Raw genomic sequence first — 12,164 nt, forward strand, 5'->3', positions numbered from 1 at the left:
GTCATCCATAAAGGAAGTTGCAAGGGGAAGGGCGAAAATATGAGCAAATGAAAGCGAGGGGGAGTTAAAAATGAGTACAGCTTTCAAAACAAAAAAAGTGGCGGAAGAGATTGGGGTTAATCCCACAACAGTTCAAAGGTGGATCAAGTATTTTAAAATAAACTGCGAAGTCAATGATCTAGGGCATTATGTACTTAATGAGGAAACAGTTATGATGCTCAAATCGATTCATCATCAACTCAGTGAAGGGAAAAGATTAAAGGACGTAAAAATCGAAGGGTTGAAGGTGGATAAAGAAGATGAGAATCGAACTGGAATCGTGTCTAGTCATATCTTTAATGAACGGTTTGGTCAAATCCTTGTCCATGTAGATCAATTGGAAAAGAAATTGTCCGAGAAGGCTGATGAAGTCGTTGAATACCAAATGCTTCAGCACCGTCAGGAAATCGATGAATTGTCTCAACTATTGAGAACAGTGGACCGCAGACTAAAGTCTTTGGAAGACAACTTGTCGGAAAAGGAAAAGCAAGTTGTATATATGAACAAAGGAAAGAAGAACAAACCAACACGTAAAAGGATGTTTGGGAATATCTTTTCATTTATGCTCAAGTAGGATGTTCCTTTTCCTCTTAGTCTGATACGATAAGAGGGGAGGTGAGCGTATGAGTGAACAAGAAAGACTTCTTACACTCACAAATGAATTACTCAAATTAAATGATGAGGCACTTCAGTATTTCGAACGCTATGCAAAACAAAAGGAAAATGCACCTTTTAATGAATTTGTTAAACCCTTTGCTGATCGTGTTAGGGAAGCGAGTGATCAATGGTTGCCATTAGCTGCCGAATACGTCACTGCTAAAAAGCCTAAGTACATTCATTTAAAACAAATCGAAGCTGCACATGAGAACATTAACATTACTGCCGTTACATGCTTTCAGGCAGATACGAAAAAGAAACGCTTTATCGAGACGAACAAGTCGATTCGCTATACGGTTGAAGCAGTACAATCGGATATGGAAAAGGTCAATGACAACTAATTGTCATTGACCTTTTCTATGTAGATCATAGCGCACGCTACATTTTTTAGATATACTAACCTTTGAAGCGGTTATTGACAGAAGAAGAGAGGGACACGGTTTTGCAAAAAAAATGGTTTATTTTTCTAATGACATCGCTACTCATAATTCTTTCTGCATGTGATGATAAAGAGTGGTATGAAGCTGATGAAGAGACGACAGAGGAAGTCGAAGAATTCATTATCTCTTTTAGAGAAGCTTGGGGGGATAGTTTATCCACACAATCGTTTAGGCCGGTCGAGGAATTTCTTTATCCCAACTCCCAATTTTTCCATATGAAGCGACGAAACCACCAACAGTATGCGAGCCAACGAATCGTTGAAGAAACGGTCTCACTGGAAGTTGCATCGGTTGAAGCAAGTGATGATGGAGAAGTTCGTGCCAAAGTTGAGGAAAAGATTGAACAAACTGGAGGTCAAATAGGAGAGGAAGAAAGAATTCGTACCTACTACCTTCTACCTTTTCGTGATACGTACCGAGTAGTATCAATGGAAAGACACGATAATTAAAATAAGGCCGGGACAGAAGAAGTGTTTCTTAGAATCCGTTAGTGGGAAGTCACTCGGATTTTAAGCTCGTCATTCTTCTATGTCCTAGCCTTTTTTACATGTTTAGTGTGAAATCTCTTTAACATGCCTGTGTGGAAGTTGCCATTTATATTGCACGCTTAGCATCCTAAGTGTCACAATGACCATAGCCAAAATGACAAGTTGCCATGTAGAACTTGCAATACCAAGGCCAATTACGAGGCCCCCTAGAATTGCCCATAATACGTATATGTCACTTCGAAAAACGAGTGGTTTCCTTCCAGCTAAAATATCACGAATGATACCTCCGCCAGTTCCGGTCAATACTGCTGCTACAATAACTGCGCTTAACGGGAGTCCCATCCCTTTTGCAAAGAGTGCTCCTTGAATAGCAAAGGCAGCTAACCCGATCGCATCAAAAAACATGCCCCACTTCAGCCATTTATTAATCCAGATTGGAAAAACAAAAGCAAAGGTCATTACAATCAACGCAATGGTAAACAACGTCCCTTGTTCCCAAAGGGCAGTAACAGGTAGTCCAATCAGAAGGTTACGAACAGCTCCACCTCCAAAAGCGGTTACAAGGCCAAGTATATATACACCCATGATGTCATAGTCCTCTTCCATTGCTACGATGACGCCACTTAACGCAAATGCAATAGTTCCGATAATATTAAAAAGATCCCATGTCACGATTGCGCTCATCCTTTCTGCACCAGAATAAAGTACCACGTATCTTTGTTTGTGCCAACCTATTTTTATTGGATAAAACATGAGTAATGGAAAAATAATAGGTACAACATATGAAGGGTGAGGTGTATGGATATGGCAAATTATAATCAAATGGAAGAATTTATTACTGAAATCAGATCCGTCATGGATGAAGCGCAAATACAATTAGACAATTCAAGGAGGGTAAATCCTGGTGATCCAGCTGATTTCTCTGATGCCCAGCGTCATTTAAATGACGTTCATATCGAGCTTGAAAAAATGATCCGTAGTGCTTCACCTGAACAAAGAGACCAATTATTGAGAGTTGAACAACAAATTCATCAGCTCCAAAACCGTATGATCCTAGGTATGTAATCCTCTATTGTTTCTTAAACGCTGTTTTGGGAAGCATTGTTGCTTTTATACAAGAAAAGTTGAAGCAGAAGGGCACAAGACTCCTGTGGCCGTGGGGGCAATGCAAGACCCCACAGGGCGCAGTCCGAGGAGGCTTGCTAGCACCGCCACGGAAAGTAAAGGGCCCGTATGCTTCAACAACAATTCTAGTGATGAAGAATATAATAAAAAAGCAACAATCAATACGAATACAGCGTTCTTAAAAAACATGATTGGTTTATCATGGTTTATGACGACAATGCCTGGAAACGATCTGACTAATATGTATAAGAGAAGAGGGTTCCGAACTCATTCGGAACCCTCTTCTTTAAATAATTAACAGATGTAAGCTGACCCAACGATTACAAGCAAAATGAAAAGCACAACAATTAGCGCAAACCCGTTGTAGTATCCAGACATGAAACAAACCCTCCTTTGTTTCATTAGATAGATGTTCATAATTAACATATGAGTGGGAGAACAAAGTGTATAGGCTGTTATCATATAGCGAAAATAAATTCCGTGCGCTATAGGATTTTGCACTGCTATAATATATAGAAAAGACTTCTAGGAGGCAGATCATATGCGCGCGTTACTTGTGATTGACTATACCTACGATTTTGTTGCGGATGATGGGCGGCTTACATGTGGTAAGCCGGCACAGCAGATTGAACAGAGAATCGTATCATTAACCGAGGAATTTATTACGAATGGAGATTTTGTCGTTATGGCAGTGGACGTTCATGACGAGGGAGATCATTATCATCCGGAGAACAAGCTGTTTCCTCCTCATAATATTAGAGGCACAAAAGGAAGAAAACTGTTTGGGGATTTAGGGGATCGTTATAATCATTATCTAAAATCAGAAGAAAATCATCTCTTATGGATGGATAAAACGAGATACAGTGCTTTTACAGGGACAAATTTGGAACAGAAGCTGTCTGAGCGCTCCATCAGAGAAGTACACTTAGTGGGGGTTTGTACGGATATTTGTGTCCTTCATACTGCAGTAGATGCTTACAACAAAGGGTATCACATCGTTATTCATAAAGATGGAGTCCAAAGTTTTAATCAAAAAGGCCACGAATGGGCTCTTGGTCACTTTAAAGACGTTTTGGGAGCAACAATGATGGAAACCGGAAGAAAAATGATTGAGGAATAAGAGTAGAAAAAGCCCGTTCATTTGAATGAACGGGCTTTTGATTTAACAAAATTTATCGTCTTTACTTGGGTTCTTAATGCCGAATATTGGTCGGATAAATAAAGCTACATATGTTCCTAACATACCGAAAATCATCCACACCCAGCCGTGAACACTGAATGAAGCAATTCCGCCAAAATAAGCACCAATGTTGCATCCAAAAGCAAGCCTTGCCCCATAACCCATTAATAGACCGCCTACAATGGAAGCTAAAGCAATATTTAAGGGAATTCTCTTTGCAAAGCTAAACATTCCTCCAGCGGCAGCTGCGATAAAGGCTCCGGTCATGACTCCAAAGTTCATGACACTTGTAGAGTCATGAAATACCGATTGTTCAAGCTGCTGTGCATTCTCGCCTTGCCAATAACCCCATTGAGTGACGTCAATGCCAATCAATTGGGCAATTTGAGAGCCCCACAAAGCAAACGCACCGGTAATGCCCCATGGTTGTCCTCTGACCATCAAGGTTAAAGCGTTAAACACAGCCAAAACAACAGCTGCGACCCAGATCGGCCAAGCACCTCGTATTATTCGTTTCCAGCCTGTTGTAGATGGAAGAACCGCCACAGATGGGGGACGACGTTTTTTTCTAACATAGAAAGTCAATAGAATAATCCCACCGAAAATACCCATTTGTAATAACCAAGCCCCAAAATATCCAAGACCAGTATCTTCTGCAAGGCTGATGGGAGCCATATTAGGCATACTTTCTGTCCAAAATTCAAAGTGCCAAGCGCCAATAACAGATCCAATGATAAAGCTAATAAGCACAAGAATCATGGATGAACGTCCACCACCGATGGAATAAAGGGTACCAGAAGCACACCCATTACCTAATTGCATGCCTATACCAAACAAAAAGGATCCAACGATTACACTTGTTCCAACAGGGGAAACAAATCCTTGTGGATCAGCCTCGAAAAAACCAATTCCAAAGTGAAGTATTGGTGCAAATAACGTAATGGCAACAGCAAGCATCAGCATATGTGCACGTAATGCCTCGCCATTACCTACAGCAACGAATCGTCTGTATGCTGAAGTAAAACCGAATCTTGCATGAAATAAGGCAAATCCAAAGACGAGGCCAAAACTTAATAATATGACCATCTCAATCCCTGAAACCAAGTAGCTTACAAATGCAAGAATCAAAAAGGCAAACGTCCCTATTGCAACATTCCCCTTTTGCATGGGTGGAAGGGGCGAGTGTATCGCTTGTTCTTTTTTGGCTAGTTGATTATTGTTCACTTCTATCACCTCATTAATCCCTATAAGTGCGATCGGGATTGTTGTCTTTACGTATCCTAACTTATTTATTTAAGAATGTAAACTCATATGCCCTTGTTGGAAAACACTTCTTGAAAGTGGAGGTTATAGTTTGATTAGTATAGGGAAACAGAATCATACTGAGGTTACTGAAAAAAGTGTAACCTGACTTTTTCACGGCCTCTATTTAAATGGCAATTACGCTTATTGCTTCAAAGCCATTGAAATAGTTTATGATCGAACTTTTTCAGTATTTTCAATTATAGTAAGGAGGGGTAACACATGGATGATTTAAGGATGATTAGAAGAAAGTTAAAAGACTTTACACACCAAGGTTCTGAAGTGAAAAATGAATTCAGAAGACTGGACGAAACAAGCAAAGAAGAGTTCCTAAAAGGGTATGAAAGTAATCAAGACTTCGAATCGCTAATCAACTCCCTTATGGATTGGATGGATGAACAAGCAAAACGTTAATACAAGAGGCTATGACACAAAAGGTAGTGTTGAAGCCACCGAAAAAGGAAAGACCAACTATTTTTCTGTGCGTTTATTTGAATGGCAATGGCCTCACTAGATCGCCTGTTACGAAAAAACCACTCGTATCAGGCTTATAAAACATGCAACCGATCCGTTCGTTAATTCGAAGGCACTGAAAAAGGTATAGATCGACCTTTTTTGGTGTCTTTATTGTTTAAAGGGAGTCCGAACAATTCTCTAACGGAGTAGCGGCTTATTTGCACTGTATCCCATTGTCCGGATTTTCATATAACACTCATGTCTCATTCTCTTTCTAATGTTAAACTTAAACATAGGGTCAAATGAATAGATGAGTTTATATCTTAATCAAGGTGCCTCTTTACTATCGTTTTAGTGATAGTTTTTTTGGTTAAGCGTAGTTTGTTGCACTACATACTGCAATCAAAATATACTCATTACAATACATGCAGGAGGTCAATACTTATGAAAATGATTGATATTTCTCAACCGCTTCAAGCTGAGATGAATGTATGGCCCGGTGATACACCTTTTACATACGAACCTATGATGAAAACAAGCGATGGTGACAGTGTTAATGTTGCGAAAATGACGATGAGCACCCATACAGGTACACACATGGATGCTCCATTCCACGTGAATGGAAAAGAGAGGAAGATTGATGAATTACCTCTCGACTTTTTTAATGGGGAAGCAGTCGTAATTGATATTACGGATGCAAAGACAATTACTGTAGATTCTATTCAATCGATTCCTTTTAAAGGAGTAAAAAAAGTTCTGTTTAAAACGACAACTAGTCATGGAGGTCACACGTACGAAGGTTATCCTGAAATTGATCCAGGAATTCCACCATTCTTGCAACAAGCTGGTGTTCATTTAATCGGTGTTGATTTTCCATCTGTAGATCGGCTCACCTCAAAAGAGCTACCTATCCACCATGCTTTAAACAAAGCTGAAATCTTGATTGTTGAAGGTCTTGATTTAAGTAAAGTGAAGCAAGGCTTTTATGAGCTTTATTGTTTTCCATTACCCTTGGCTGATGGGGATGGAAGTCCTGTAAGGGCTGTTTTAAAAGATTTGGGTGAAGCAGGTGAGGATAAGAAATGATTGTTTGTGATCATGAAGAGGATTTAAGAAAGAAGATTGCACACAATAAAGTAATTGTGTATTTCCATACGCCAATGTGTGGCACTTGCGGAATTGCTGAGCATTTTTTAACACTTACAGAACCTCTTATTAGAGGTATTGCCCCTGTTTACAAGAGTAACATCTCATTTTTTCCAGAGTTTGCGAAAACCTTTGAAATTAAAAGCGTTCCGTGTGCTCTTTTTATTGATCAAGGTAAAGAAGTAAAGAAGGTTTATGCCTTTGAGTCTGTAACCAATATGTATGAGCATATTCAAACATTCATTTCGAAATAGGAGTTGGTTTTGTTGCAAGCACCTGAACTACAAGTGAAAAACCCCGACACCAATGAACCGATTTTGTTAGAGAATTATAAAGGTAAAGCGTTGCTTCTCACCTTTTGGGTGTCATGGTGCCCTGATTCAATGAGAGATTTGCCGAATAAGGAACAATTGTATAAAGCGATGGAAACAAATCAATTGGACCTTCTCATGATTAACGTGACAGGACGGGAAGGGGAGCAAGATGCAGGAATTAACTATTATAAAGAGAATCATTTTACTGCTCCCCTAGGGCTAGACACAGGGACAAAAACATATGATTCATACCGTTGCATGAGCGTTCCAACGACTTTTTTGTTGGATAAAAACCATAACATTGTAGCGAGCTTCAATGATAAAGCACCTTTTCAAGAGATCTTGGGAAGTTTAAGTCGCGTTCTCTAACCTGTTGAGCTCATTGCTTGGGCTTCTTTTGGCACTGTGTTAGGATTTATAGTGGATATTACACAAAAAAGGGGATTGATCAAGGATGAGGATTAAAGATATCGAACCAACACCTAGTCCGAATACAATGAAGCTTACGTTAACGGAATCGTTGCCTGAAGGAAAAAGCAACAACTATACCCCTAAGAACATTGATGAAGCTCCGAGCTTTGTAAAAGAACTTTTCGCTATTGAAGGGGTCAAAGGTATTTATCACGTAGCCGACTTTATTGCTGTTGAAAGAAACGGAAAAGTCGATTGGCAACTCATCCTTCCAAAAGTACGAGAGGTCTTTGGAGAGGAAGGAGGAGAGTCCGAAGGTCATCAAGTTACCATAGATGAGCACTATGGTGAAGTAAACGTCTCAGTACTTATGTTTAAAGGGATTCCCATGCAGGTGAAAGCCACTTCTGGTGATGAAGAAGTTCGAGGAGGACTTCCAGAAGAGTTTCAAAAAGCCTTGCTTGAGGCTCAACTCCCAGATGACAATGTCGTTTTTCAACGAAAGTGGGTTGACCAAAAACCTCGATACGGTGACGTAAATGACGTTATGAAGGAAGTGGTCGAAGAACTTGAAGCAGCTTATACGGATAAACGACTTGCTAAATTGGTCGAGGAAGCCAAAAATCCATCCCTTTCAAAGGAACAAGGAAAAAAGAAAGAATGGCTAAAAGTGACTCTGGAAATGCTTGAGGAACCCGACTGGCGAAAAAGGTTCGAGTATTTTGAACAGATGAATCCAACTATTGACGACCTTCCAGTAATTGAAAAGGCCTTGGATGATGAAAAAGCATCCATGCGAAGGTTAGCCACAGTATATCTTGGTATGATTGAAGATGAGAGCGTACTTCCTTTATTGGAGAAGGCGTTAAAGGATAAGTCTGTGACAGTAAGAAGAACAGCTGGTGACTGTATGTCAGATATCGGCAGTGAGAAGGCCATTCCAGCAATGATAGAATCCCTGAAGGACAAAAACAAACTTGTTCGTTGGCGTGCTGCCATGTTTTTATATGAAGTAGGAGATGAGAGTGCTGTTGAAGCTTTAAAACAAGCTCAAGACGATCCTGAGTTTGAGGTAAGTATGCAAGTTAAGCTTGCTCTTGCTCGAATTGAAGGTGGAGAAGAAGCGAAGGGATCTGTTTGGAAACAAATGACGGATACGATTCAGTCAAAAGGATAAAAGTAAAATAGCAATGGTCCCACTTCTAGGACGAGGCCACGGAAAAAGTAAAACCACACTTTTTCAATGTCTTGTAGGACGTTTATGGGACCATTGCTTTTATTACTGGTGCTTGAAGATACAAAATCTCTTATGATAGGATAGAAATGGTAATAAAAATAGCAAAGGAGTTTAACAATGAAAAGGGAAGAATTGATTACGGTACTTGAAAAAAACAATTATGCTGAAGTGTTGGAATTAATTGAGGATGCAGAAAGAGGCCGACTTGAAGAGTTGGAACTGGCAGAATCTTTGGGGCTCTTATATGATAAAACATTAAACGATGAAGTCATTCACTATTTAAAAGAACAAGGTGTAAACATTATCTATGTAAGTGATGATACACCGGCAGAAGAGGAGTAGTGACATTGAATGAGCATGAAAGTAGACCCTTACCCGATCAAAAAATTTCTCTTAAAGCTTTAACTGTATGGAGAATTGCTTCAGGTATTGAATTCTTATTGTTCGCACTGGCTCCATTCGCTTATTGGTGGCTTTCAAACACGGTTGAGTTTTTGCCGTTTTGGATCATCTATTTGTTAGCTGTAGCATGGCTTCTATATGGTTTATTAAACGTCGTTCTTTTACCGAAATGGCAATGGAAGCGTTGGAGATACCGTATTTATGAAAATGAAGTTGAATTGTATTATGGTGTTATTGTGCGAAGACGGGTCATTATACCAATGATTCGAGTTCAGCATGTAGACACAGAACAAGGACCATTACTTAGAAAATACAGCCTTTCTTCTGTAAAAATATCTACGGCCGCTACAACACATGAGATCCCTGCCTTAGAAGAATCTAAAGCGGATGAAGTACGTGATCATATCGCTCGCTTAGCAAGGGAAGCGGATCCTGATGAGTGAATTTAAACGACAACACCCAATATCCATATTCGTATCTTTTTTTAGTAACTTAAAACAAATGATTATTACATTAGTCGTGTTATTCTTTTTCGGGTCCTCTCAAACAAGAGGTCCATGGTATTACTTAATTGTGTTAGGTGGACTCCTTGTATTCTCGTTTTTATCCGGATTCTTACATTGGCTTACTTTCCGTTATCGACTTGAAGAACAAGAATTACATATCAGGCACGGACTTATTTTCAGGAAAAAACGATTTATCCATCGAGATCGCGTTCAAAGTATCGATCTAAATGCAAAAGTGATTCAAAGAATGTTCAATCTTGTTGAAGTGCGAATCGAGACTGCAGGTGGGGGAGAAGAGCCTGAATTCCGTATTATTGCTCTTAACAAAAATGAGGCGAACGACATACGAAAAGAGCTTTTGTATGGAAAGAAAAAAGTCGTTAAAAATGAGGAAGACCTTTCTCTAAACGCTGAATCTACAGATGAGGATCAAGAAGCCTTTGAAGACCTAGAAGAAGTAATAGAAGAGGAAAATGAGAAAGAACCCGATTATAAATGGAGCCTTTCTACCAAAAGATTGCTGATTGCTGCCTTAACTTCCAGTGGAATAGGCGTGGCGGCCACGTTTGTAGCTGCGATCTTTTCGCAATTCCAGCAATTTATTCCTGAAACTTGGTACGAAACGGCCGTTGGTTTTTTAATTGAGTCTTCGATTGCTTTTATTTTGTCTTTCATTATATTTGTGGTTATTGTAGCTTGGATGATTCGTTTTGTGAGTACTGTTCTAAAGTATGGGAACTTCACACTTGAAAAGACAGGGAATGACATCGTTATCTCAAGAGGTCTTCTTGAAAGACGGCAACTGACGTTAAATAAAAAAAGAATTACAGCCGTGAGACTTGTGCAAAATGTTCTGAGACAGCCCTTCGGCTATACTTCTGTCTATGTAGAGAGTGCCGGTGGTGGGACAAAGGATGAAGATTTATCCACCATTCTTATACCATTATGTAAGGAAAAAGAGGTCATGGACCATCTCGAAGCGATTGCTCCTGAATTTTCTTTTGAACGCCCTATGTCGAAGCTGCCTAAAAAAAGCATGAGGCGTTATGTGATTCGTCTAACTGTGCCAGCGATCCTTGTGGCGTCTTTTTTAACTTACTTCATAGATTATGGGTACTATAGCTTTATCGCCATTTTATTTGCCCTGGGTCTTGGCTATTGGCAGTATAAAGACGCAGGAATTGGCGTTAACGACCGTTTCTTGTGGATGAGAACGAGGAAGTTTGCTCGGACCACAGTTGTTGTTCCAAAGAAACGAATTCAGACCATTGAAGTGTCGAGTAATCCGCTTCAACGGTTAAATGACCTTACCACATTGGAAGTGTCCATTCTTACAAGTATTACGGGTAAAACGTTTGCTTTGAACCATCTGTCAGAACAACAATCCATTAAGTACTTCACTTGGTATTCGTACGAAGAGCCAACAGACAATAAAAAAAGGGATGACGAGGAAGACTGAACAAGTCTAACGTCATCCCTTTTTTATGTTAGTCTTTTGAAAGCTGTGTAGCATAAGTTGTAATAAGTCGTTCACCTGTATCCGATGTGAATTCGAAACGGTCATATGTTAGATCAGGAGCATCTTCCATTATTTCTCGTTCATAATGATGTTGCACCATAAATTGATGCTTATCGGTTGCATAAGAAATAAAGTTAACACCTTTGAATGTCGTCTCTTCCACAGTACTTAATAGTTGAATCAGTAATGAGTTATGACAATAAACACTATTCTCATGGAAGATGTCAAGTTTTTTTAACCCACGCTCCAAGGCTTGGAGAGCAGGGAGGTCTAGCTCATTAATGAGAATTCGGTACGGATCGAATTGGGACTTATTAAGTCTTAACCGATCACCGTGACTAAGTTCAACTTGCTTTTTATTTTCAAGTTCGAATGTGGATCCTGATACATTGTGAGCTCGTTTCCATTGATCTTTTACTTTCACTTCAAATTCGAATGGACAACCATCTAATGAAAGAGCTTCCTGTTTTTCTTCATCATACACATAGTAATGTCGTGCTTTTTTTACAAGGCTGTAGTAAACATACACTTCTCTATAAAGAAGATGGTCTGCTTTTCTTCGTTTTAACTCTTGATTAATCATGGCTAATACAGATTCGTTGTTTTCCTTTTCATCATCGACTTCATTCCATCTGCTGGCTAATGCATAATCAACAGATTCTTTATACGAGTATGGGAAATCTTGTTTTAGTGGTGAAATTTTGTTTCCGTTACAAAACACCTTTTCTCCATCATCGTAAAGAGGTGTTGGAAGAGTCTCGGAGTGTACATGAATCTCTGGGTATAGGAGAATACCAGTGATTTTCACAAAACCGCCCCACATTTTTTTAGGTTCGGCTTCTATGCTTTCCAAAACACCTACATAACGGCCATGCTTACCTTCATTCACTACGACATACTTACCGGCAAAAGATCTTGCTGTTTGTCGATCCATGGTCATCC

Annotated in this window: 17 protein-coding genes; 13 read left to right on the forward strand and 4 right to left on the reverse strand. The window is 39.6% G+C overall.

Going from position 1 to position 12,164, the window contains the following annotated elements:
* Window positions 1–70 precede the first annotated feature (70 nt).
* The 3 genes from racA to G476_RS0107355 all read left to right on the forward strand — a co-directional run bounded on the left by racA (window position 71) and on the right by G476_RS0107355 (window position 1,585).
* Window positions 71–613, forward strand: coding sequence for a chromosome-anchoring protein RacA (gene racA / locus G476_RS0107345; protein ID WP_026689529.1), 543 nt, complete (start codon window positions 71–73; stop codon window positions 611–613).
* Window positions 614–662: 49 nt separating this feature from the next.
* Window positions 663–1,037 carry a YppE family protein gene (locus G476_RS0107350; RefSeq protein WP_026689530.1) on the forward strand — a complete coding sequence of 125 codons (375 nt, stop codon included), beginning with the start codon at window positions 663–665 and terminating at the stop codon, window positions 1,035–1,037.
* Window positions 1,038–1,138: 101 nt separating this feature from the next.
* Window positions 1,139–1,585 carry a TcaA NTF2-like domain-containing protein gene (locus G476_RS0107355; protein ID WP_026689531.1) on the forward strand — a complete coding sequence of 149 codons (447 nt, stop codon included), beginning with the start codon at window positions 1,139–1,141 and terminating at the stop codon, window positions 1,583–1,585.
* A gap of 102 nt (window positions 1,586–1,687) precedes the next feature.
* Here the strand turns inward: G476_RS0107355 and G476_RS0107360 are convergent, their stop codons facing one another.
* On the reverse strand, window positions 1,688–2,296 hold the full coding sequence (locus G476_RS0107360) for a trimeric intracellular cation channel family protein (protein WP_026689532.1): 609 nt from the start codon (window positions 2,294–2,296) through the stop codon (window positions 1,688–1,690).
* A 132-nt stretch (window positions 2,297–2,428) separates the two neighbouring features.
* On the opposite strand from G476_RS0107360, the gene G476_RS21445 reads away from it, so the two are divergent.
* Window positions 2,429–2,689 (forward strand): DUF2524 family protein, encoded by a 261-nt coding sequence (locus tag G476_RS21445; RefSeq protein WP_169720877.1) that lies wholly within the window; start codon window positions 2,429–2,431, stop codon window positions 2,687–2,689.
* A 354-nt stretch (window positions 2,690–3,043) separates the two neighbouring features.
* Here the strand turns inward: G476_RS21445 and G476_RS23250 are convergent, their stop codons facing one another.
* A complete protein-coding gene (locus G476_RS23250) occupies window positions 3,044–3,127 on the reverse strand; it encodes a YjcZ family sporulation protein (protein WP_035186236.1) in 84 nt (27 codons plus the stop codon).
* A gap of 163 nt (window positions 3,128–3,290) precedes the next feature.
* On the opposite strand from G476_RS23250, the gene G476_RS0107380 reads away from it, so the two are divergent.
* Window positions 3,291–3,869: a cysteine hydrolase family protein gene (locus G476_RS0107380; protein WP_026689534.1), complete on the forward strand. Its 579-nt coding sequence runs from the start codon at window positions 3,291–3,293 to the stop codon at window positions 3,867–3,869.
* A gap of 42 nt (window positions 3,870–3,911) precedes the next feature.
* Here the strand turns inward: G476_RS0107380 and G476_RS0107385 are convergent, their stop codons facing one another.
* Complete coding sequence (locus G476_RS0107385; RefSeq protein WP_245579642.1) at window positions 3,912–5,153, reverse strand: YeeE/YedE family protein; 1,242 nt, start codon at window positions 5,151–5,153, stop codon at window positions 3,912–3,914.
* 300 nt (window positions 5,154–5,453) lie between these two features.
* On the opposite strand from G476_RS0107385, the gene G476_RS0107390 reads away from it, so the two are divergent.
* From G476_RS0107390 to G476_RS0107425, 8 genes are all read left to right on the forward strand, one after another.
* Window positions 5,454–5,645, forward strand: a complete 192-nt coding sequence (locus G476_RS0107390; RefSeq protein ID WP_026689536.1) for a hypothetical protein — start codon at window positions 5,454–5,456, stop codon at window positions 5,643–5,645.
* Between the two features lie 486 nt (window positions 5,646–6,131).
* Window positions 6,132–6,773 carry a cyclase family protein gene (locus G476_RS0107395; RefSeq protein WP_026689537.1) on the forward strand — a complete coding sequence of 214 codons (642 nt, stop codon included), beginning with the start codon at window positions 6,132–6,134 and terminating at the stop codon, window positions 6,771–6,773.
* Window positions 6,770–7,087, forward strand: a complete 318-nt coding sequence (locus tag G476_RS0107400) for a thioredoxin family protein (RefSeq protein ID WP_026689538.1) — start codon at window positions 6,770–6,772, stop codon at window positions 7,085–7,087. The genes G476_RS0107395 and G476_RS0107400 overlap by 4 nt, the downstream gene beginning before the upstream one ends.
* A 12-nt stretch (window positions 7,088–7,099) precedes the next feature.
* A complete protein-coding gene (locus tag G476_RS0107405) occupies window positions 7,100–7,516 on the forward strand; it encodes a TlpA disulfide reductase family protein (protein ID WP_026689539.1) in 417 nt (138 codons plus the stop codon).
* A gap of 85 nt (window positions 7,517–7,601) precedes the next feature.
* A complete protein-coding gene (locus tag G476_RS0107410; protein ID WP_026689540.1) occupies window positions 7,602–8,735 on the forward strand; it encodes a conserved virulence factor C family protein in 1,134 nt (377 codons plus the stop codon).
* A gap of 177 nt (window positions 8,736–8,912) precedes the next feature.
* Complete coding sequence (locus tag G476_RS0107415; protein WP_026689541.1) at window positions 8,913–9,137, forward strand: hypothetical protein; 225 nt, start codon at window positions 8,913–8,915, stop codon at window positions 9,135–9,137.
* A gap of 5 nt (window positions 9,138–9,142) precedes the next feature.
* Complete coding sequence (locus tag G476_RS0107420) at window positions 9,143–9,640, forward strand: PH domain-containing protein (RefSeq protein WP_035186241.1); 498 nt, start codon at window positions 9,143–9,145, stop codon at window positions 9,638–9,640.
* Window positions 9,633–11,162, forward strand: coding sequence for a PH domain-containing protein (locus G476_RS0107425; RefSeq protein WP_026689543.1), 1,530 nt, complete (start codon window positions 9,633–9,635; stop codon window positions 11,160–11,162). Before G476_RS0107420 ends, G476_RS0107425 begins: the two co-directional genes overlap by 8 nt.
* Before the next feature lie 28 nt (window positions 11,163–11,190).
* Here the strand turns inward: G476_RS0107425 and G476_RS0107430 are convergent, their stop codons facing one another.
* Window positions 11,191–12,156, reverse strand: a complete 966-nt coding sequence (locus G476_RS0107430; protein WP_026689544.1) for a DUF2777 family protein — start codon at window positions 12,154–12,156, stop codon at window positions 11,191–11,193.
* Window positions 12,157–12,164 lie beyond the last annotated feature (8 nt).

It is taken from the genome of Alteribacter aurantiacus DSM 18675, assembly GCF_000429705.1.
In the GTDB taxonomy this organism is placed as follows: domain Bacteria; phylum Bacillota; class Bacilli; order Bacillales; family Salisediminibacteriaceae; genus Alteribacter; species Alteribacter aurantiacus.